Origin of the sequence: Aliiruegeria haliotis, assembly GCF_003003255.1 — a bacterium.
Taxonomy (GTDB): domain Bacteria; phylum Pseudomonadota; class Alphaproteobacteria; order Rhodobacterales; family Rhodobacteraceae; genus Tropicimonas; species Tropicimonas haliotis.
Window position 1 is genome coordinate 135,969 of sequence record NZ_PVTD01000005.1, and the last position, 18,918, is coordinate 154,886.

The 18,918-nt window shown below is 63.9% G+C and carries 22 protein-coding genes; 7 read left to right on the top strand and 15 right to left on the bottom strand.

Going from position 1 to position 18,918, the window contains the following annotated elements; genetic code table 11:
• Positions 1 to 22: 22 nt before the first annotated feature.
• Genes CLV78_RS13670 through CLV78_RS13685 form a run of 4 tightly spaced genes read right to left on the bottom strand, consistent with a single transcriptional unit; the run spans position 23 to position 2,054 of the window.
• The gene (locus CLV78_RS13670) at positions 23 to 208 is read right to left on the bottom strand and encodes a ubiquinol-cytochrome c reductase iron-sulfur subunit N-terminal domain-containing protein (RefSeq protein WP_106205392.1); all 186 of its coding nucleotides are present in this window, start codon (positions 206 to 208) and stop codon (positions 23 to 25) included.
• A 46-nt stretch (positions 209 to 254) separates the two neighbouring features.
• Entirely contained in the window at positions 255 to 860 is a 606-nt protein-coding gene (locus tag CLV78_RS13675) for a TorD/DmsD family molecular chaperone (RefSeq protein WP_106205393.1), read from the bottom strand.
• A 22-nt stretch (positions 861 to 882) separates the two neighbouring features.
• Positions 883 to 1,491 (bottom strand): DUF3306 domain-containing protein, encoded by a 609-nt coding sequence (locus CLV78_RS13680; protein ID WP_106205394.1) that lies wholly within the window; start codon positions 1,489 to 1,491, stop codon positions 883 to 885.
• Positions 1,488 to 2,054 (bottom strand): DUF3305 domain-containing protein, encoded by a 567-nt coding sequence (locus CLV78_RS13685; protein WP_106205542.1) that lies wholly within the window; start codon positions 2,052 to 2,054, stop codon positions 1,488 to 1,490. Before CLV78_RS13685 ends, CLV78_RS13680 begins: the two co-directional genes overlap by 4 nt.
• Before the next feature lie 371 nt (positions 2,055 to 2,425).
• On the opposite strand from CLV78_RS13685, the gene CLV78_RS13690 reads away from it, so the two are divergent.
• The gene (locus tag CLV78_RS13690; RefSeq protein ID WP_106205395.1) at positions 2,426 to 4,393 is read left to right on the top strand and encodes a 4Fe-4S binding protein; all 1,968 of its coding nucleotides are present in this window, start codon (positions 2,426 to 2,428) and stop codon (positions 4,391 to 4,393) included.
• Here the strand turns inward: CLV78_RS13690 and CLV78_RS13695 are convergent.
• Positions 4,387 to 5,148 carry a hypothetical protein gene (locus CLV78_RS13695; protein WP_106205396.1) on the bottom strand — a complete coding sequence of 254 codons (762 nt, stop codon included), beginning with the start codon at positions 5,146 to 5,148 and terminating at the stop codon, positions 4,387 to 4,389. The two genes, CLV78_RS13690 and CLV78_RS13695, sit on opposite strands and share 7 nt — an antisense overlap.
• A 95-nt stretch (positions 5,149 to 5,243) precedes the next feature.
• Here CLV78_RS13695 and CLV78_RS13700 point away from each other — a divergent pair, with 95 nt between their 5' ends.
• Genes CLV78_RS13700 through CLV78_RS13715 form a run of 4 tightly spaced genes read left to right on the top strand, consistent with a single transcriptional unit; the run spans position 5,244 to position 7,719 of the window.
• A complete protein-coding gene (locus tag CLV78_RS13700; protein ID WP_106205397.1) occupies positions 5,244 to 5,444 on the top strand; it encodes a DUF6494 family protein in 201 nt (66 codons plus the stop codon).
• Positions 5,445 to 6,509 carry an Mrp/NBP35 family ATP-binding protein gene (locus tag CLV78_RS13705; protein ID WP_106205398.1) on the top strand — a complete coding sequence of 355 codons (1,065 nt, stop codon included), beginning with the start codon at positions 5,445 to 5,447 and terminating at the stop codon, positions 6,507 to 6,509.
• Positions 6,506 to 7,240 carry a biotin/lipoate--protein ligase family protein gene (locus CLV78_RS13710; protein WP_106205399.1) on the top strand — a complete coding sequence of 245 codons (735 nt, stop codon included), beginning with the start codon at positions 6,506 to 6,508 and terminating at the stop codon, positions 7,238 to 7,240. The genes CLV78_RS13705 and CLV78_RS13710 overlap by 4 nt, the downstream gene beginning before the upstream one ends.
• Positions 7,240 to 7,719 (top strand): DUF6505 family protein, encoded by a 480-nt coding sequence (locus tag CLV78_RS13715; RefSeq protein WP_106205400.1) that lies wholly within the window; start codon positions 7,240 to 7,242, stop codon positions 7,717 to 7,719. The genes CLV78_RS13710 and CLV78_RS13715 overlap by 1 nt, the downstream gene beginning before the upstream one ends.
• Positions 7,720 to 7,792: 73 nt before the next feature.
• On the opposite strand, the gene CLV78_RS13720 is transcribed toward CLV78_RS13715, so the two are convergent.
• The 7 genes from CLV78_RS13720 to fdhD form a co-directional block, all read right to left on the bottom strand.
• On the bottom strand, positions 7,793 to 8,602 hold the full coding sequence (locus CLV78_RS13720; protein ID WP_106205401.1) for an ABC transporter substrate-binding protein: 810 nt from the start codon (positions 8,600 to 8,602) through the stop codon (positions 7,793 to 7,795).
• Positions 8,599 to 9,318, bottom strand: coding sequence for an ATP-binding cassette domain-containing protein (locus CLV78_RS13725; protein WP_106205402.1), 720 nt, complete (start codon positions 9,316 to 9,318; stop codon positions 8,599 to 8,601). The genes CLV78_RS13720 and CLV78_RS13725 overlap by 4 nt, the downstream gene beginning before the upstream one ends.
• Positions 9,312 to 10,016, bottom strand: coding sequence for an ABC transporter permease (locus CLV78_RS13730; RefSeq protein WP_106205403.1), 705 nt, complete (start codon positions 10,014 to 10,016; stop codon positions 9,312 to 9,314). Before CLV78_RS13730 ends, CLV78_RS13725 begins: the two co-directional genes overlap by 7 nt.
• Before the next feature lie 183 nt (positions 10,017 to 10,199).
• Positions 10,200 to 11,462, bottom strand: coding sequence for a molybdopterin-binding protein (locus CLV78_RS13735; protein WP_106205404.1), 1,263 nt, complete (start codon positions 11,460 to 11,462; stop codon positions 10,200 to 10,202).
• Positions 11,459 to 11,968 (bottom strand): molybdopterin-guanine dinucleotide biosynthesis protein B, encoded by a 510-nt coding sequence (mobB, locus tag CLV78_RS13740; protein WP_106205405.1) that lies wholly within the window; start codon positions 11,966 to 11,968, stop codon positions 11,459 to 11,461. The genes CLV78_RS13735 and mobB overlap by 4 nt, the downstream gene beginning before the upstream one ends.
• Positions 11,965 to 12,597, bottom strand: a complete 633-nt coding sequence (gene mobA / locus CLV78_RS13745) for a molybdenum cofactor guanylyltransferase MobA (RefSeq protein WP_106205406.1) — start codon at positions 12,595 to 12,597, stop codon at positions 11,965 to 11,967. Before mobA ends, mobB begins: the two co-directional genes overlap by 4 nt.
• A complete protein-coding gene (fdhD, locus tag CLV78_RS13750) occupies positions 12,590 to 13,480 on the bottom strand; it encodes a formate dehydrogenase accessory sulfurtransferase FdhD (RefSeq protein ID WP_106205407.1) in 891 nt (296 codons plus the stop codon). Before fdhD ends, mobA begins: the two co-directional genes overlap by 8 nt.
• A gap of 496 nt (positions 13,481 to 13,976) precedes the next feature.
• Between fdhD and CLV78_RS13755 the strand changes: the two genes are divergently transcribed.
• The gene (locus CLV78_RS13755; protein WP_106205408.1) at positions 13,977 to 14,753 is read left to right on the top strand and encodes a potassium channel family protein; all 777 of its coding nucleotides are present in this window, start codon (positions 13,977 to 13,979) and stop codon (positions 14,751 to 14,753) included.
• Positions 14,754 to 14,977: 224 nt separating this feature from the next.
• On the opposite strand, the gene CLV78_RS13760 is transcribed toward CLV78_RS13755, so the two are convergent.
• Together CLV78_RS13760 and ettA are read right to left on the bottom strand one after the other, a co-directional pair.
• Entirely contained in the window at positions 14,978 to 15,613 is a 636-nt protein-coding gene (locus CLV78_RS13760; RefSeq protein ID WP_106205409.1) for a VPLPA-CTERM sorting domain-containing protein, read from the bottom strand.
• Positions 15,614 to 15,784: 171 nt separating this feature from the next.
• Entirely contained in the window at positions 15,785 to 17,440 is a 1,656-nt protein-coding gene (gene ettA, locus CLV78_RS13765; protein WP_106205410.1) for an energy-dependent translational throttle protein EttA, read from the bottom strand.
• A gap of 231 nt (positions 17,441 to 17,671) precedes the next feature.
• Here ettA and CLV78_RS13770 point away from each other — a divergent pair, with 231 nt between their 5' ends.
• Positions 17,672 to 18,250 (top strand): L,D-transpeptidase, encoded by a 579-nt coding sequence (locus CLV78_RS13770; protein WP_106205411.1) that lies wholly within the window; start codon positions 17,672 to 17,674, stop codon positions 18,248 to 18,250.
• Between the two features lie 80 nt (positions 18,251 to 18,330).
• Here the strand turns inward: CLV78_RS13770 and CLV78_RS13775 are convergent, their stop codons facing one another.
• Entirely contained in the window at positions 18,331 to 18,738 is a 408-nt protein-coding gene (locus tag CLV78_RS13775; protein ID WP_106205412.1) for an acyl-CoA thioesterase, read from the bottom strand.
• Positions 18,739 to 18,918: the final 180 nt, after the last annotated feature.

Consider the following 18,918-nt stretch of genomic DNA (forward strand, 5'->3'; position numbering starts at 1 on the left):
GATCACGGACAGCCGAAACGCATCAGAACCGGGCGCTGTCGTAGTAGGCGCGGGTATGCGCGGTGTCCTGCATGCGGTTCTCGTCGATCGCGACATCGGCCTGGGCCTCGGTCGAAACAACGGTCGCAGCAGCGGCGGCCGGGACGGAGGCCGCGGCGACTTTCAGAAAGTCACGGCGGGTGGCCTTGTCTTCGGCTGGCTTGCTCACTTTGCTTGCTCCTTGTTGTGGGCCATGGTTGCGGCCGGTTGCAGTTTCACTCGCCGCTCATGCGGAAAGCTTGCGCTTCGATCTCCATGAAGACCCGGCCGGTGGTGCCGACAGGGGCGTAGAAGATCGAATTCTGAGCGCCCTCGAGGTCACTGAAAAAGTGACCGGCCCAGGGCGCGATGTGACGGAAGAAGAAACCCTTCTGACGCTCGAGCGATGCTGGCTCGCCGAAGCGGCCGGTGATCAGCCCGGCCATCATTCCGCAGAGGCTTGCGATGTTGTCTTCCGGCTCGAAAACGTCCGGCGCGCGGGCGATATGCAGCGCTGCCATGTCCTGGCGCAGGCTGGAGAGCGGTTTCTCGTTGAGGAAACCGGTCATGTAGTAGCTGGCATAGGGCAACAGTTCCCCGCGGCCGAGACCGATGAAAAGCGCGTTGAACTCCGATTCCACCGCCTTGGCCTTCACCGCGCCTGCTACGCGCGCCAGGCCTGAGATTGCTCCGCCGAGGTCCGTGTCGTCGCCAGACAGCGACGCTGCCCGCGATAGCAGGTCCTTGCTGGGCGGGAAGGCAAGCAGGGCGCTGAGAAAATCGTAGAGATCCGCGCGGAGGCGGTCTTCTTCGGCGATGGCGATATCGGTGGCGGCGGACATTTCGGCGGGTTTTCCTCGGACGTCAGGTGAATTCGAAGCGCATGCGGCGGCGGGTCGGCGCGGGATCGGTGTCCTCGGCCTCCGTTCCAGCGGACTGCGTGGCGGGTGTTTCCGGGCGGGGTGTATCTGCGAACTGCGGCTCGGCCTGTTGCGTTTCGTCGGTTCCTGCAACCTCGATCGTTTCCTCGGCGTCGACGGGGTCTTCTTCGGACGATTGCTTGGCGGCCTCTTGCCGCTCCATTTCGAGGATGTGTTTCAACATGCCCTTGCCGACCTGGTAGGTGGTCTGAAGGTTCTCGACGACAGTTGCGGCATCGGTGAAATCCTCACCGTAGTCGACCAATCCGTCGACGTTCGCCAGGGTCGGGTTGGTCAGCCAGAGCTTGCGCAGCGCGCGGCGGCGCAGGCGTTCGGGCACCGCGGCTTTCATGAAAGCGGAGAAGTCGTCGCCGGGTTCAAGCAGGTCCGGATCCTTCAGGTCCAGTTCTTCAAGGATTTCCGCGTCGGATTTCTCTTCCTGGAGGGCCTGTTCCTCGGCCGCCTGCATCGCCTCGTTGGCGCGCTGCTCTGCCTCCGCCTCAGCGGCGACCGCGGCCTTTCGACGGGACCAGAAATCCTGACGCGCGCTCAATGCAACACCCTCCGCTTCTGGGAGCCGGGCGAGCGGTAGACGTCGGTCAATTGCGGAATGCGGGCGTCGCCGACGCCGTCTTCCTGCGCGTCGATCCGCTTCTTGTCGCGACGGCGCTTTACGAAGACCTCGTCCTCGTGATGCGCATCGACGAAATCGCGGATCAGCGCCACCAGCCCTTCGGGCATCGGTACCAACTCCACAATTTCCTCACCACTGTCGAGGTAGTCCTGCGTCTCGTAGGGCGATGCGGTGGCCAGAACGACCTCCACATCCTCCGCCGCGTCGGGATCGGTTGCATCCCGCATCACCACGCCGATCGACGGAACGCGGGCAGAGAGGCCCGTCAGGTAGGCTTCAGTGTCGGAGGCATAGAGTTCGAGTTGCACCGTTGCGGCATGGTACTCTACCGCGTCACCGTCCCGGCGCATTTCATGCCAATCCGCCGGTCCGGCGCCGGGCAATATGCCGACAGCCTTCCAACTCCAGCGCGCCCAACGTGTCACGCCTGGCATTTTCCGGATCACGATGCCCAAAGGCAGCGATACCTGCGGTGGTCGCATGCTGTCGTGGTCCTCCCCAGCGGTCAGGCGCCTGTGTTCTGGTTTCATTGGCGGCGCCCTTGCCTCATTTCAGCCCGACACTGCTCAAAACCCAAGCCAATTCTTCCCGATGGCAGGAATTTTGTCGGATCATCGCGGGCGATTGGACAAAATGGCTGTCCGTGTAGAGCGTGACGGAAGGGTTTGGACGATATGTCCACTCCGGACCTAATGCGACTAAAACCATCGGGTATGGCGGCGATTTCGAAACCGAATCACCCCGTTCGCACATGGCTGTTTCGTCTTTACCTGCCTTGGGAATCGTGACTAGGTGATATGCCGGGAGCGAGCGAACGGGCAGTGGATGCCCTGCGGCCAGTGGGGAGGACATGATGGCTAAATCCTTGATTACATGTAGCTGTCTGGACAGCCAGTCGATCGATTCAAAGGCTTTCGAGGGGCTGGATGGCGTGCGGTGCGTGGGGTCGGGGACGGCACTTTGTACCCGCGAGATCACTCGGGTCGCGGAGCTGTTGCAGGAGGGCGATACGATTGTTGCCTGCGGCCAAGAGCAGGATCGTTTCGAAGAGCTTGCCGCCGATCTCGGAGTGGAAACGCCCCAATTTGTCGACCTGAGGGACCGGGCCGGATGGTCGGACGAGGGCGATGCCGCCGCGCCGAAGATGGCAGCCCTGCTTTCGGATGCGCTGCTCGTGCCACCACCGGTCAAGACCTTTGACATCGTTTCTGAAGGGATCTGCCTTGTGATCGGTGGCAGCGAGGCGGCGCTGAGCGCGGCTGTCGATCTGTGCATGACGATGGGTGTGACGCTCCTGATCGACGAGGGGCAGGAGCCCCCATTGCAGCGCGGTTTCGACGTGATATCGGGCCGGCTGCGAAGTGCCGCCGGCGCGTTGGGCAAGTTCGACATCGGCATCGACAACCTGCGCCAGGTGGAGCCCGGAGGGCGCGGCGCGTTTCGCTTCGGGGAGCCGCGCAGTGGGGCCCGCAGTGCCTGCGACGTGATCCTGGACCTGCGCCCGGCGGGCACCGCCCCGCTGTTCCCTGCGCCGGAGAAACGGGACGGCTACCTGCGTGCCGATCCCGGGAGCCCGGCCGCCGTGGCGCGTGCCGTTGCCGAGGCTGCACAGCTTGTCGGGACCTTTGAGAAGCCGCTCTACCTGTCGTTGGACCCGTTGATTTGCGCGCATTCAAGAGCCGGGCAGGAGGGCTGCCGAAACTGCCTAGATATCTGCCCGACCGGGGCGATATCGCCTGCGGGCGACCATGTCGTGGTGGATCCACTTGTGTGCGCGGGCTGCGGAGCCTGCGCGGCGCTGTGTCCGTCGGGTGCCATTACCTACGACGACCCGTCTGCTACGTTCCTGTTTGGCCGAATGCGCACATTGTCGGAGAGTTTCCGCAATGCGGGTGGCAAGGCGCCGCGGCTGCTGGTTCATGATCGCGAGCACGGCGCCGAGATGATCTCGCTTGCGGCGCGGTTCGAACGGGGGCTTCCGGCGGACGTGATCCCAATGGACCTCGAAAGGGTTTCTGGCTTCGGTCATGCGGAGATGCTGGCGGCCCTTGCCTGTGGCTTTGCCGCTGTCGACATCCTGGTCAACCCGAAGACAGAGCGGGAGGCTTTGGAGCGGGAACTGACGCTGGCACAGGCGCTTGCGGATTCCCCTGACAGGCTGCGTCTGCTCGACCCGATCGAGCCGGCGGGGCTGTGCGATGCCGTTTACGGAAGAGAGGTCGGTGCGCCGGTCGAAACACCCGTGTTGGCACTAGGAAGCCGCCGGCAGGTGGCACGACTCGCGGCGCAGGCACTTCATCCCGGGGCCGAGCAGCCGCTGCCCTTGCCACAGGATGCCCCCTATGGGGCAGTTCTGGTCGATACCGAGGCCTGCACGCTCTGCCTGTCCTGTGCCTCGCTCTGCCCGGCGGGCGCGCTTGGCGACAACCCCGACATGCCGCAACTCCGTTTCCAGGAAGATGCCTGCCTGCAATGCGGTCTGTGCGCCCATGTCTGCCCGGAGGACGCAATCACCCTGGCGCCCCGCATGGACCTGTCGGACGCGGCGCTTTCCCAGAAGGTCCTGCACGAGGAAGAACCGGCGGCCTGTGTCGAATGCGGCAAGCTTTTCGGTGTGAAATCAACCATCGAGAAGATCGCCGCCAAGCTGGAGGGCAAACACAGCATGTTTGCCACGGGCGATGCGGCGCGGATGATCCGGATGTGTGACGACTGCCGGGTGCAGGCGCAGTACCACAGCGAGAACAATCCATTCGCCGCAGGGGAGCGACCGCGTGTGCGGACCACGGACGACTACTTTTCCAAGCGTCGGGATCACTGATGCTGGATGGGTGCCCCGAGATCGGCCGGCGCGACGCTGGCTGCAAACGCCACGATGTCTTCGATTTCCTCAAGGGTGATCTCGACCGGGCTGATATGCGGCGCCTTTCCATCGGCAAAGGGTTCGGTGACGTTGGTCACCTGTGTGAACGAGGGATGGGGCTTCAGCGCGTAGAACTCGGAGAAGCGCCGTTTCCAATCCTTGAAAGTGCGCATCACGGCGAAGGACGGTGTAGAACCGACGCCGTTCATCCGGTTGATCTCTCCGATGACATGGCAGCGGCCGCAATGAACAAGCGAGAGCTCCGCGCCGCGTTCCTGATCTCCGTCGAGGATCGGCGCCGCGGTCTCGACGATCCGGGCAAAGTCGGCACTGAACGCCGGCGGGCCGGCGAAGCCGGTGACGGTATTGCGCCCGATATCGGAGCCCAGCCAGTCGGCGAATTTCGCCAGGTGCGGATTGGCCGTGGAGGCCGCAGGAATCGTGAGATGCCAGGTCGTGTCACCGCTGGCGAAGGCCGGCGTGCCGTCCGGTGTGTCGGTGAAGGCCGCATCGGCAGACTCGCCCGGTGCGACCACCGTGATCGGGATGCCGTACTTCAGGGAAAACCGCGGCAGCAGGTGGCGCAGAAACCCGGTTTCGACAAGGGTCGCCGGCGCCGCGATATGCAGCCGCTTGTCCTGGGCCGAAAGCGGTGCCATGGCGGCAAGAAGCAACGCGACAGAAATCAGCAGGTAACTGGCGGAACGTCTCATGGCGTGGCGCCCTCCTGTTCGCAGGCGATAGCCTTCGACGTTAGGGTGTGCCGAGAGGTTCGGTCAATACGGCAGTTAAGGGAAAGGGGTGCGCCATGAGCGACGACTTCAACATGAGCATGCGGAAATTCCTCAAGCAGGTGGGTGTGACATCGCAGCAGGCCATCGAGGATGCCATGCGGAAAGCCGGGTCGGACGTGACCGCCGGAAAATCCTTCGAGATCAAGGCGGTGATCTCCATCGATGGTCTCGAAATGGAACACGTTGTGAACGGCACGATCGAGGGGCGTGAGTGAATGGCGCTGCAACGGGATGACGTGCTGGCGGTGCTCAAGGGCATCGCCCTTCCCCAGGGCGGGGACATCGTCTCTGCCGGGATGGTTCGGGCGCTGAATGTCGATGCCGGGACGGTACGTTTCGTGCTTGAGATCGACCCGGCGCAGGCAGAGGCGATGAAAGCGGTTCAGGCCGAGGCCGAAGCCGCCGTGAAGGCGCTGGAGGGGGCTGACACCGTGTCTGTCCTGATGACCGGGCATACCACGCCCTCCGCGCCGCCGGATCTGAAACCCAAGGGCGCCGCGAAGCCACAGGGGCCGCAGAAGATCCCGGGGATTGACCGGATCGTGGCCATCGCGAGCGGCAAGGGCGGCGTCGGCAAGTCGACCGTCGCCTCCAACCTTGCCGTTGCCCTCGCGGCCGAGGGGCGCCGTGTCGGACTGCTCGATGCCGATGTCTATGGCCCGTCGCAGCCGCGGATGCTGGGCGTGTCCGGCCGCCCGGCCTCGCCGGACGGAAAGACGATCCTGCCGATGCGCAACCACGGGGTGACGATGATGTCGCTCGGACTGATGATGCGCGAGGAGGAGGCGGTCGTCTGGCGCGGCCCGATGCTGATGGGCGCGTTGCAGCAGATGCTGACACAGGTTCAGTGGGGCGCGCTCGACGTGCTCCTGGTCGATCTGCCGCCCGGCACCGGCGACGTGCAGATGACGCTGGCGCAGAAGGCGGAGGTGACCGGCGCAATCGTGGTTTCTACCCCGCAGGACATCGCATTGCTGGATGCGCGCAAGGGAATCGACATGTTCCAGAAACTGAACGTGCCCCTGCTGGGGATGATCGAGAACATGTCGACCCATGTCTGTAGCCAGTGCGGGCACGAGGAGCATGTCTTTGGACATGGTGGTGTTCAGGCGGAGGCCGAGAAGCTCGGCGTCCCACTACTTGCCGAGGTTCCGCTGGCCATCGAGATCAGGAAAGCCGCGGACGGCGGTGCGCCGATTGTCGTCTCCAACCCGCAGGCGCCGCAATCCGGTGCATTCCGCCAGATCGCCCGCACGCTGATTGACGGAGGCAACGCATGAGCGACGCGCCGGCGCCGGTCTTTCCGCCGCTGTTCCACGGGCTGGCGGTTTACGGGCCAGCGGATCCCTTCGCGAAGGCCTGTACGCAGGCAATGCTTGGCTGCGACGCGGGGCTGGTGGTCTACAACCACGGCGCAGACGTGTTGCGAGCGGCGATCGTCTTTGCCCCGGAGATGCCGCTGTCGCAGGCGGTTTCTGTGGTTGTTGCCTGCGGGGTCGGGTTCCAGAACGCCCTTGGGGCGCTGGCGCCGCCGGAGGTCGCGGTACACTTGCACTGGAGCGGTGGGATACTCGTCAATGGTGCCTCCTGCGGACGGTTGCGTGTGGCAGCCTCGACCGATGACCCGGCGGCGGAACCGGACTGGATCGTGGTTGGCCTCGAGCTTTCACTGATCCCTCCCGACCCGGAGGCGCCCGGCGCTTCGCCCGATGCGACCGGGCTCTACGAGGAAGGATGCGTGGAGGTGGATTCCGTCACGCTTCTGGAGGCATGGGCACGGCACACTCTGCTTTGGGTCAACCGGATGCTGGACGAGGGCAACCGACCGCTTCACGCCGAATGGCAAGGGTTGGTGCAGGACGTCGGAAAAGATATCTCCCTTGCCTTGCAAGGCGAAACACTGGCCGGAACCTTTGTCGGAACCGACGAGGATTTCGGTATGCTGCTGCGCAACGGGGAGGTCACCGACCTGGTGCCACTGACCCGGATACTGGAACAGGGGGGCGGGTGATGAACCTCGCACGGGCGATCCATCTCGATGAGAGCGACCAGAATGTCTATTTCAGCCCCGCCCGGACCGGCGAATGGGCGATCAGCGGCGGGTTCGAGTTTTCCAACTGGACCGAGGCCGACCTGACCGGCAAGGCGCGCCAGGCCTTTTCCAATGGCTGGCTGGGGGTGGAGACCTTCGGCCGGGTGACTTTTGTCGCAGTGACCCGGGTGGAGCCCTCCGAAGTCGAGGCGCTGGAACAGGCATTGGCGCGGCATTTCGTGGAGATCTACGGCGCTCCTTCAGTGGAGGCGGCGCTTGGCGTCGCGCGGGAGGAGATCGCGCACATGGCCGAGCTTTGTGACGATCACGAACCCAATACCCTGCTGACCGTGGCGCGCGAACTGACCGACGCCGGAGTGCGGGAGCAGTACCGCTCCATCAAGGGCGAGGCCGCCGATCTGGAGCAATTTGCCGTCCACCTGACGCCCGACAGCTGACGCGCGGCGGGTGTGGTTCGGGCTGGTCGCCCGAACCCCTTTCGTGCCGCGCTATTCCTGCTTCGCGTTGAAGCTATTCCTGCTTTGCGTTGAAGGTGAACAAGGTCTCGCCATTCAGCGTGTAGCCGTCGATCAGCGCGCCCGCGCGGTCGGAGATCAGCCAGTCTTCGAGCTTCGCTGCAAGATCCGCCTTCACATGGGGGTGCGCCTCCGGGTTCACCGGGAGGTAGGCGTATTGATTGAAGAGAACGGGATCACCGGCGAAGAGCAGCTTCAGGTCGCCCTTGTTGCCGAACTTCAGCCAACTTGCGCGGTCAGACATGATATAGGCATTCATCCCCGAAGCGGTGTTGAGCGTCGCGCCCATGCCGGACCCGGCCTCCTTGTACCAGGAGACATCCCGTGCGCTCTCGCCAACCCCGGCGGCCTCCCAGAGCGACAGCTCTTTCTTGTGCGTGCCACTGTCGTCGCCACGGCTGGCGAACGGTACCCTGGCTTCCGCGATGAGGGTCAGCGCCTCCGCCGCGCTTCCGGCCGAGGCAACCCCGGCGGGGTCGTCGCCCGGTCCGATCAACACGAAGTCATTGTACATGATCTCCGTCCGGTGGGTGCCGTTGCCGCCCGCGATGAAAGCCTCCTCCGCCTTTCGGGAATGCACGAGGATCGCGTCCACATCGCCGGCCTCGCCCAGTCGGATCGCCTGACCGGTCCCCACGACCAGCAGTTGAACATCGAGGTCGAGATCGGCCTTGATCTCCGGCAGCAGCACGTCCGACAGGCCGGAGTTCTGGAAGGACGTCGTCACCGCCATTTTCATCTCCTCCGCCTGAAGTACCGTGCCCATGGTCAGGGCGGCGATGGCAAAAATTGCCTGCTTTTTCATTCCAGAATGTCTCCTCTCAGAAATGCCCGGGCTTCGGGCGTTGGCGCGCTTCCAAAAAAGCTTGGGGCAGGGCCACTGTCGTGCAGCCGGCCATGGTGTATGAACAGCACCTCGTCGGCGAGCCGGCGTGCCTGTCCCATGTCGTGCGTGGCCATCACCAGGCGGGTTCCGTCTGCGCGGGCCGCTTGCAGGATGGCCTCGATGTCCCGTGTGGCGCGGCCGTCGAGGCTCGCGCAGGGTTCGTCCAGAAAAAGGATCTGCGGTTCGCGGATCAGGGCGCGGGCCAGCGCCAGTTTCTGACGCTCGCCGCCGGACAGGACGGTGGCCTGCCGGTCGGCGGCCGCTTCCAGCCCGACCCGCACCAGCCAGTCAGCGGCCCGGTCCCGGGCTTCCTTGCGGTGGACGCCATGCAAGGTCAGCGGAAAGGCCACGTTGTCCAGAACGCTCCGACGCATCATCACCGGCGTCTGGAAGACATAGGCCTGTGCTTCCCGTGCCTCGACGTCGGGGATCTGCCAGTCGATGGTTCCATCCGCCAGCCGCTCCAAACCGTGCATCAGGCGCAGCAGCGTGGTCTTGCCCGCGCCGTTCGGTCCCATGACAATCGTGCAGCCCGTGGGTCCAAGATCCAGGTCGACCGGGCCGACAATGGTCTTGCCCTTGCGCCGGGCAACGGCGCCCGAAAGGCGCAGGGGCAGGATCGGCCGGGTCACCATCGCTCTCCCACCTCGGTGCGCGACAATGTGTGGATCACCCAGTTCACCGCCAGTGCCAGCGCGATCAACACGAAGCCGAGCGCGAGGGCGACGGCGAACTCCCCTTTTCCGGTTTCGAGCGCAATGGCGGTGGTCAGCACACGGGTGGCGTGGTCGATGTTGCCGCCAACGATCATGATTGCCCCGACTTCGCCAATCCCGCGACCGAACCCGGCCAGCGAGGCCGTCAGAAGCGCCCTGCGCCCATCCCAGAGCAGTGCGCGAATGCGCTGGTGCCGCGTTGTGTTCAGGGAAATCAGCAGGTCATGATACTCCGCCCACATGTCCCGCATCGTCTGGTGCGAGATGGAGGCAATGAGCGGCGTGAGGATGATCACCTGCGCAATGATCATCGCACTCGGCGTGAACAGCAGCCCCAGGACCCCGAACGGCCCCGAGCGCGACAGCAGCAGGTAGACAACGAGGCCCACCACCACCGGCGGGAGGCCCATCAGCGCATTCAGGGTGGCAATGGCAGCCCGCCTGTGACGGAAGCGTTTGACCGCAAGGAAGGCGCCGAGTGGCAGGCCAATGGCCGACGAGATAAGCACGGCGGTGACAGTGACCTGGAGCGAACGCAGGGAGATTTCGATCAGGTCGGAATCAAGCGTGACGATCAGCCGTCCGGCCTCGATCATGCCCTGGAGAATTTCGTTCATTTGCCGTGCACTACCGCCTGCGCTGCATGGCACATGGTTAAGCCGCCGGTCGGTCTCTGCCTAGGGGAAAGATCCGCAACGGTCGGAATAACTGGCCTCTCCACCGTGGCGCGGTTTCGCGGCGGTCAAATTGTCCAGTTGTGGCGGTCGCAATTGCGGCCAGGGCCGACAAAAGGTCCCGTGTCAGCCGTCGAAACTGCGGTAGGGCAGGAACCGGACCCGATCGCCCGGGGAGATCTGGCGAGGCGCTTCATCAAGATGCACCAGCCCGTCGGCCCAGCTCAGGCCGGAGATCCGCCCGGATCCCTCGGAATGAAACGTCTCCACGCGGCCATCGGCGCCAATGCGGGCGCGCAGGAATTCCGAACGCCCGGGTTTCTTGGTCTTGCAGAAACCGGCCGGTAGATCGAATCCCTGCGGCTCCAACCACTGTCCGCCTGCCAGTGCCTCCAAGGCGGGTCGGGCGAAAACCAATGTACAGACCAGTGCCGCAACCGGGTTGCCCGGCAGGCCGAAGACGGGCGTTCCCTGCCAGACAGCGAGTGCCAGTGGCCGCCCCGGCTTGATCGCGATCCGCCAGGTTTCCATGTGCCCCTCCGCGCGCAGCAGCGCCGAGACGTGGTCCTCGTCCCCTGTCGAGACACCACCGGAGGTCAGGATGGCATCGACATTCGCGCCGTCGAGCTTTTCCCGAAGCCCGTCTATCCGGTCGGGAGCGACACCGAGGTCGACCGGTTCGAACCCCCACAGGGCGATCTGAGCCAGCAGCATCGGGCGGTTGGCGTCGTAGATCGCGCCTGCCGCCATGGCTTCGGGCGGCACCATTCCCGGCGGCACCACTTCGTCACCATTTGAGAGTACGCCGACGCGAAGTCGCTTGAACACAGCCACTTCGGATATGCCGACCGCGCTCAGCAAGGCGACCTCCGCCGGGCGCAGCCGCCTGCCTGAGCTCAGGATCCGGGCGCCTTCCTGAACATCCTCGCCGGCATTCCGGGCATTGGCGCCACGTTTCAGTGGGCCATTTAAAGCCACGTCCCGATCGTCGGCGGCGGTGTCCTCCTGCAACACCACGGTATCGACCCCGGGCGGCAGGATAGCCCCGGTCAGGATGCGGATGGCGTGGCCTGCCGGCACTGCACCGTCGAAGGGGACGCCGGCGGCCGCGCGACCTTCGGCCAGCGGCAGGGTGACGGGTCCATCCGGCGCCGGGCCGGCAAAGGCGTAGCCGTCAACGGCGGAATTGGGCGCCGGGGGATTGGAGCGGCGCGCCACGACGTCTTCGGCCAGAATACGCCCTGCACAGGCATCCACGGGGACACTTTCGGTTCCCACGACGGCCCTCACCCGGCTCCGCATCCGGTCCAGGGCGTCGTCCATCGGCACCCAATCCACGCCCGGCGGCAGGGCAAAGCAATCGTTGCGCAGCTTCGGTGGCTTGATCATGCGAGACCTGTGTCCTTCAATACGAAATCGGCGATAGCAGCGGTGTCGTTCAGGTCGAACACCGGGCGGTCCGGCATCCTCGCGGCCATCTGGTCGGGCACGTCGCTTGCGATTGCGCGGATGGTTTCGTCTGCCACCGCGATCAACGGTTGCTCGGTTTCCTGTCTGTGCGCCTCGATCTTCGGATGGCGGTCGCGCTTGTAGCCCTCGACCAACACGAGGTCGACGGGCGCAAGTCCGGCCAGCACGTCCGCAAGCGGGGGCTCCGCATTGTCGCGCAGCTCTGTCATCAAGGCCCAGCGACGCCGGGACACCAGCATGACCTGTTCGGCGCCTGCTTCGCGGTGGCGATGACTATCCTTGCCGAGCTGGTCCACGTCGAAGGTATGGTGCGCGTGTTTGACGGTCGACACCCGGAACCCGCGTGCCGTGATCTCCGCGACAAGCCGTTCCATCAAGCCGGTCTTGCCGGAGTTTTTCCAGCCCGTGACCCCAAAGAGCTTCATGTCCGGGATTCCTCGATTCTGGCCTCTATCCTCTGCCGGGCAGCGGCGAGATCTTCGGGCGTGTTGACGTTGAAGAACGGATCGGGCGACGCATCGAACAGGACGTCCGCCGCGCCGTGCTTATCCGTCCAGATCACGACCTTCCGTACGCCCCCCGCCAAAGCCGCGCGCAGGTCGTCGCGCAGCGCGGTGGACCAGAGCCCGAAGGTCGGCTGGCGCAGGCTCCCCCGTTTGGGGTGCGGCGTCGCGGCCAGAGCGATCGGTGCGGATCCGATATCGGTGACAAGGCGATCGACCAGGTCGGTCGGGAAAAACGGCGTGTCGGCGGCCACTGTGACGATCCGTTCTGCCCCGATCCCGGCCGCCCAGTCGAGGCCTGCCAACACCCCGGCCAGGGGCCCGGGAAACTCCGCGACGCTGTCTGCAATGACGGGCAGCCCATAGTCGGCAAACCGGCTCGCCGGGCCATTGGCATTGAGCGCCATCGGACCGGCCTGCGGACCGATGCGATTGATCACGCGGGTCAGCAGCGTCTGTCCGCACAGGTCGAGAAGGCATTTGTCGCCTCCACCCATGCGGCTTGAAAGCCCCCCGGCGAGGATCACTGCCGGGATGTCGCGGTCAGCCATCCGAGGTGGCTCCTTTCCGGCGGTGCTTGCGCGATTCCTCCGCAACACCGGCAAGATCGGCGTCGTAGACCAGCCGTTCTGCCCCGCTCAGACAGGTGAAGCGCTTTCCACGCATCCGGCCGATCAGGGTCATGCCGAGTTGCTGCGCCAGTTCCACGCCCCAGGCGGTGAAGCCCGAGCGCGAGACCAGTACCGGAATGCCCATGTGCGCTGTCTTGAGAACCATCTCCGAGGTCAGACGGCCGGTGGTATAGAGGATCTTGTCAGCGGCTTCCGTGCTGTTCATGAACATCCATCCGGCGACCTTGTCGACGGCATTGTGACGTCCGACATCCTCCATGTAGACCAGCGGTTCCTCGCCCCTGCACAGCACGGTGCCGTGGATCGCACCGGCCTCCAGGTAAAGCGATGGGGTGCGATTGATCTTCGCGGCGAGCGCATAGAGCCAGCTTGTGCGCAGTTCCGCCTGCGGGAGCCGCACATCCTCCAGCCCTTCCATCATGTCGCCGAAGACGGTGCCCACGGCACAGCCACTGGTGCGGGTCTTCTTCTTCAATTTCTCTTCGTAGTCGGTTTCCCGTTCCGTGCGGACCACGACAACGTCGAGGTCCTCATCGAAGTCGACGCCCGTGATCGCCTCGCCCGGTGCCAGCATCCCCTGGTTTCGCAGGAACCCGATGGCGAGGTAGTCGGGGTAGTCCCCGATCGTCATCGCCGTCACGATTTCCTGCGAGTTTAGAAAGATCGTCAGCGGGCGCTCGGTGATCACCGAAGCATCGACCGGTTCGCCGGCCTCATCCACACCGGAAATCCGCGTCGTCAGCCGTGCATCGTCAATGCGCGGCGCGATCAGGTAGCCGGCGCTGTCGTGTAACCTGGCCAAGCCTGTTCTCCCTTTGGCTGAGGTGCGACCAGCACCAAGCCAGTTTCGCGATCCAATGGCAATGGGTGCGCGACGCCGCAGCACAGCGCAGAGCACGTGTGCCGGGAAGAAGAAACAGCGATGTCGGGGACCTGACCGGGCGTGTCCGGCTCAGATCATGGCCCAGTCGGTGAACCGATACTTCCGAACCGGCTTGGCGTCGGGGATGCGGGGGAAACGTGGCCGGATACGGGGTTTCATGGTCTTTGTCCTGGAGGTCATTCCTAAATTGGCAGATGCGCCCGGCGCATGCGGATGTCACCAGCCAAAACACCTAAAATCATCCGCTTACCCCCGCATCGGCCACTTTTGGCCGATGCGGGGGCAAAAGCCGATGCCGGAATGGGCGCGCGCTGTCCGGTTCGGAGATCATGGACCGGGACCACTGCACCGAACCAACCGGCTTTCGTTGACCGATCCGCCACTTTGGGCTCTAGATCGCTGACAAGGAGGCCGCATGTCCAACAGCCTGAAGAGCAAGGTGGTTGATCTCTACACCGGTCAGTCGAGCCGGTCTGTGCGGTTTCGCTACACGCTTATCCTGTTCGACCTTGCGACCGTCCTCTACTTCATCGTCACGACGCCGCTGCCACACGGGCAGGGCTTGCTGATCGTGAACATGCTGCTGCTCGTCGTCATCCTGCTCGACTTCATCGCCAGGTTCTGGATCGCCGACGACAAGGTAAGCCATCTCTGTCGCCTCTACGTGATCGCCGATCTGTTGGTGCTGTTGTCCTTTCCGCTGAATGCGATCACCCATGTCGACCTGACGTTCCTGAGGATCCTGCGGGGAGTGCGCCTCGGCCACTCGGAATATCTTCTACGAGACCTCCGGCGCGACTTTCCCGTTTTTCGCCTGCGGGAGGATGCGCTTGTTGCGCTGTTGAACCTGGTGATCTTCGTCTTCGTGATCACCTCTGCCGTCTTTGTGTTCTTTGTCGACGCCGATCGAAGCGTGTCAGGCTATATCGATGCGATCTACTACACCGTCACCACGCTCACCACGACCGGCTACGGCGATCTCACGCCCAAGACGCCGGGCGCCAAGCTTTTTGCCGTCGGGATCATGGTCGTTGGCGTTGGCCTGTTCCTTCGGTTGGCGAGTGTGATCTTCACGCCCTCGAAGGTCCATCATCGCTGTGGGCATTGCGGGCTGACACGTCACGACCCGGATGCGATCCACTGCAAGCATTGTGGTGAAGCCGTCAGGATCGAGACGAAGGGGTTTGGGTGACCCCGCACCACGGTGCGAGGCTCTCCGGGACGCAATCGCCCCTTGGGCCGTGGCTTTGGCGCGGCGGAAACGCGTCGTTCAGGGCAGTGCAGTTGCGGAAGCGTGCCGGAAGGTCTCTGCGCACGCAACCAGGCCCCCATGCCGGGCAGATCGTGGATTTGGATGATTATTTGTCCAAACGGGAGCAGGGCGAGCGGTGGGAGCGCTGTGCCGCGCGCGCCGGGTCAGGTCCGACGGCGTTTGCGCCGCCCGGCAACACCCAGCCCGGCCAGGGCCGTCATGCCGAACAGCAGAGACGCCGGCACCGGGACCGCAGCGATCTCGTACAGGAAGTTTGCCCCGTAGCGGCCACTGTTTCCGCTGATACTTGCCGGAAAAACGAACCCGAGATCGCCGCTCGACGGGTAGCGCCCCTGAACGACGGAAATCTCCGGCGACGTCGCGACAGTCGGACCCGAAAGGTAGCTGTCGTCGTCATTGGATGTGTAGACCGCCCCGATCGTATAGGTCCCGGCCGCAAGGACGAAGTTGGTGACGGGGCTGTAGTGGAAACCGTTGATCAGGGTGGCTAGGGAATCGACGGTGCCGGAGCCAACAAGGGTCTGGCCGCTATTCCAGATGCCAACCATGTGATCAGAACTCAGGCTGCCATCGTCGTAGATGCCGAAGTGGGTGACCGTGACATCGGTAGAGAGCGTGAAGTCCCAGCCCACGACATCGTCTGAGGTTCCTCCGTAGTAGCTGCCGAACGAACCGCCACCGGAAATGGAGGATATCGCCGCAGTCGCTGCGACGCCCTCGGTGCCGCTCGCCAAAACCAGAGCGACAGCAAGCCCCGCCAGACCGATCTTCGTTTCCATGGTATCGCCACTCCCGTCGAACTCACAGACCCACATCCCCACTGTGCCATGACGGCGGGGTCACCCGGGAATGGAGCCTAACACGATTTGACATCATCGGGATAGCCGATGATTGCGACGCGGCAACAATGATGGAATCGCGCGACACCAGGTGCCGCGCCGAGGGTCACGCTATCGCGTAAACTTCTTGTACTTCACCCGCGTTGGCTCTACGGAATCCGGCCCCAAACGTCGGATCTTGTCCTCTTCGTAGGCCTCGAAGTTGCCTTCGAACCATTCCACCCTGGCCTCACCCTCGAAGGCGAGAATGTGCGTGCAGAGGCGGTCGAGGAAGAAGCGGTCGTGGGAGATGATCACGGCGCAACCGGCGAAATCCTCCAGCGCGTCTTCCAGTGCGCGGAGGGTTTCAACGTCGAGGTCGTTGGTCGGTTCGTCAAGCAGCAGCACATTGCCGCCTTCCTTCAGAAGCTTGGCCATGTGGACGCGATTGCGTTCACCGCCCGAAAGCAGGCCGACTTTCTTCTGCTGGTCGCCGCCCTTGAAGTTGAAGGCGCCGCAATAGGCGCGGGAATTGATCTGGGCATCGCCGAGTTCGATCACCTCGCCGCCGCCGGAGATTTCTTCCCAGACGGTTGCCTTGTCATCGAGCGAGTCGCGTGACTGGTCCACAAACGAAAGTTGTACCGTGTCACCAAGCTCGATGGTGCCGGAATCCGGCGCCTCCTGCCCGGTGAGCATGCGGAACAACGTGGACTTGCCGGCACCGTTGGGGCCGATAACGCCGACGATGCCACCCGGCGGCAGGGAGAACGACAGGTCCTCGATCAACTGCTTGTCGCCGTAGTGCTTCGAGAGCCCCTCGACCTCGATGACCTTGGAGCCCAGACGTGGGCCGTTCGGGATGACGATCTGCGCCTTGGAGACCTTTTCGCGCTCGGACTTCGACGCCATTTCCTCGTAGGCGTTGATACGCGCCTTCTGTTTGGCCTGGCGCGCCTTGGCGCCTGCGCGAATCCACTCAAGCTCGCGGTCGAGCGTCTTCTTCTTGGCCGCGTCTTCCTTGGCCTCGCGTTCCAGCCGCTTTGCCTTCTGCTCCAGCCAGGCGGAGTAGTTGCCCTCGTAGGGAATGCCCCGGCCGCGATCCAGTTCGAGAATCCAGCCCGTGATGTCATCGAGGAAGTAGCGGTCGTGGGTGACGATCAGGATCGTGCCCTTGTAGTCGATCAGGTGCTGTTGCAGCCAGGCGACCGTCTCGGCGTCGAGGTGGTTGGTCGGTTCGTCGAGCAGCAGCATGTCTGGTGCTTCGAGCAACAGCTTGCAAAGCGCAACACGGCGCCGTTCACCACCCGAGAGGTTCTCGGGCATCGCGTCATCCGGCGGGCAGCGCAGGGCCTCCATCGCGACGTCGATCTGGCTGTCGAGATCCCAGAGGTTCTGGCTGTCGATCTCGTCCTGGAGCTTCGCCATCTCCTCGGCGGTCTCATCCGAGTAGTTCATCGCAAGTTCGTTGTAGCGGTCTAGAATGTCCTTCTTGGCCTTCACGCCAAGCATGACGTTCTCGCGCACGGTCAGGTTCTCGTCGAGATGCGGCTCCTGTGGCAGGTAGCCGACTTTGGCCCCCTCCGCGGCCCAGGCTTCGCCGGTGAAATCCTTGTCCAACCCGGCCATGATCTTCATCAGCGTCGATTTGCCGGCGCCATTGACGCCGACCACGCCGATCTTCACGCCCGGCAGAAAGCTCAGCCGGATGTTCTCGAAGCATTTCTTTCCGCCCGGATAGGTCTTGGAGACACCATCCATGTGATAGACGTACTGGTAGGCTGCCATTGGGTGCGCTCGCTTAGCTGGAAGGTCTGGTTTCGGCGCTATGTATCCGCCCGGGAGGCCGGTTTCAATCGGCGGTGCGAGGATCGAAGCCTTCAAGTGCACGGTGCGGAAGGGTGGCCTTTCGGAAACTTGAATGGACGTTATATCTGCTTTCCACGCGAAGGCGTTGATTTCCCCGGCGCGCCGAGTCCATGCTTGTCCCAGTTTTCAAGCCGTGAAGAGCCCTGATCAATGATATCGCGTCGTACCTTCCTCACCTCCACTTTCGCCGCCGCTGCTGCGCCCGCGTTCGCACAGACAGCCACCACGGAGGAACCGCAGGGGTTCGTGCTCGACCCACGCTTCCAGCCGCAGGTCGTCAGGATCCAGAAACAGTACCTTCCCGGGCAACTGCTGATCCTGCCGCGGAGCCACTTCCTGTACTTCGTCATCGAGTCCGGAAAGGCGATCCGCTACGGCGTCGGTGTCGGCAAGGCGGGGCTGGAATTCACCGGGACCGCCACGATCGACGTGAAGAAGGAATGGCCCACCTGGCGGCCGACGGACGAGATGATCGAGCGCGATCCGCAAACCTATTCCAAGTTCAATGGCACCGACTACGTGATGCCCGGCGGCCCCGGGAACCCGCTTGGCGCGCGCGCGCTTTACCTGTTCCAGAACGGTCGCGACACGTTCTTCCGGATCCACGGGACAACGTCCCCGGAGTCCATCGGCCGTTCGGTCTCCAACGGCTGCATCCGGATGCTGAATTCCCACGTGATCGATCTCTACAACCGGGTGCCCATCGGCACGGTCGTCACCGTCCTCTGACACGCTGTCTGCCGCGCCCATTGCGACGGGCCAAAGGCGCTTACGCCGATCCGCGGGCGTAGTTGGGCTGGCGTGATGCCTCAGGTGCGTTCGGGAAGGTCGTCTCCGACCGGAACCGGGCGCGGTCGTCCGGTCTCGTCGATAGCAACGAACGTGAAAACAGCCTCCGTGACCCTTTCCCGTGCGCCGATCCGATTGCGCAGGACCCAGGCCTCCACGTGGATGCCCATCGAACTGGTCCCGACCCGGGCCACCTCGGTGTAGACGCAAAGTACATCGCCGACCTTGACCGGACGGATGAATTTCATCGCATCCAGCGCAACGGTGGTCACCCGCCCCTGCGCGCGTGCGCCTGCCGTCATCCCCGCAGCAATATCCATCTGGCTGAGAACCCAGCCGCCGAAAATATCACCGTTCACGTTGACATCGGCTGGCATGGCAAGCGTCCTGAGCGTCAGCTCGCCATCCGGGGTTTCGCTTTCGCTCATCGTCACTCTCCGTGGTTTTCCGGGCAGTCTGCGGGAAGGCAGTGCGGCTGGCAAGCGGCAGGGAGTGCGGCTGGCAAGCGGCAGGGAGTGGCAATGCGCGCCCAGCTGTTTGCCTCCCGTTTGCATCCTATCAGTGCCTCGCATCGTTCACTCCGGGGGAGGCAGCAGCCTGCCCAAGCC

Excerpts from the sequence above, each read along its gene's own strand:
- mobB (WP_106205405.1), bottom strand. The coding sequence starts at position 11,968 with ATGAAGCTCTTTGGGGTCACGGGCTGGAAAAACTCCGGCAAGACCGGC.
- CLV78_RS13705 (WP_106205398.1), top strand. The coding sequence starts at position 5,445 with ATGGCGCTGCAACGGGATGACGTGCTGGCGGTGCTCAAGGGCATCGCC.
- CLV78_RS13770 (WP_106205411.1), top strand. The coding sequence starts at position 17,672 with ATGATATCGCGTCGTACCTTCCTCACCTCCACTTTCGCCGCCGCTGCT.
- CLV78_RS13690 (WP_106205395.1), top strand. The coding sequence starts at position 2,426 with ATGGCTAAATCCTTGATTACATGTAGCTGTCTGGACAGCCAGTCGATC.
- CLV78_RS13725 (WP_106205402.1), bottom strand. The coding sequence starts at position 9,318 with ATGGTGACCCGGCCGATCCTGCCCCTGCGCCTTTCGGGCGCCGTTGCC.
- CLV78_RS13760 (WP_106205409.1), bottom strand. The coding sequence starts at position 15,613 with ATGGAAACGAAGATCGGTCTGGCGGGGCTTGCTGTCGCTCTGGTTTTG.
- CLV78_RS13755 (WP_106205408.1), top strand. The coding sequence starts at position 13,977 with ATGTCCAACAGCCTGAAGAGCAAGGTGGTTGATCTCTACACCGGTCAG.
- mobA (WP_106205406.1), bottom strand. The coding sequence starts at position 12,597 with ATGGCTGACCGCGACATCCCGGCAGTGATCCTCGCCGGGGGGCTTTCA.
- ettA (WP_106205410.1), bottom strand. The coding sequence starts at position 17,440 with ATGGCAGCCTACCAGTACGTCTATCACATGGATGGTGTCTCCAAGACC.
- CLV78_RS13730 (WP_106205403.1), bottom strand. The coding sequence starts at position 10,016 with ATGAACGAAATTCTCCAGGGCATGATCGAGGCCGGACGGCTGATCGTC.
- CLV78_RS13695 (WP_106205396.1), bottom strand. The coding sequence starts at position 5,148 with ATGAGACGTTCCGCCAGTTACCTGCTGATTTCTGTCGCGTTGCTTCTT.
- CLV78_RS13700 (WP_106205397.1), top strand. The coding sequence starts at position 5,244 with ATGAGCGACGACTTCAACATGAGCATGCGGAAATTCCTCAAGCAGGTG.
- CLV78_RS13710 (WP_106205399.1), top strand. The coding sequence starts at position 6,506 with ATGAGCGACGCGCCGGCGCCGGTCTTTCCGCCGCTGTTCCACGGGCTG.
- CLV78_RS13775 (WP_106205412.1), bottom strand. The coding sequence starts at position 18,738 with ATGAGCGAAAGCGAAACCCCGGATGGCGAGCTGACGCTCAGGACGCTT.
- CLV78_RS13675 (WP_106205393.1), bottom strand. The coding sequence starts at position 860 with ATGTCCGCCGCCACCGATATCGCCATCGCCGAAGAAGACCGCCTCCGC.
- CLV78_RS13715 (WP_106205400.1), top strand. The coding sequence starts at position 7,240 with ATGAACCTCGCACGGGCGATCCATCTCGATGAGAGCGACCAGAATGTC.
- CLV78_RS13685 (WP_106205542.1), bottom strand. The coding sequence starts at position 2,054 with ATGCGACCACCGCAGGTATCGCTGCCTTTGGGCATCGTGATCCGGAAA.
- CLV78_RS13735 (WP_106205404.1), bottom strand. The coding sequence starts at position 11,462 with ATGATCAAGCCACCGAAGCTGCGCAACGATTGCTTTGCCCTGCCGCCG.
- CLV78_RS13720 (WP_106205401.1), bottom strand. The coding sequence starts at position 8,602 with ATGAAAAAGCAGGCAATTTTTGCCATCGCCGCCCTGACCATGGGCACG.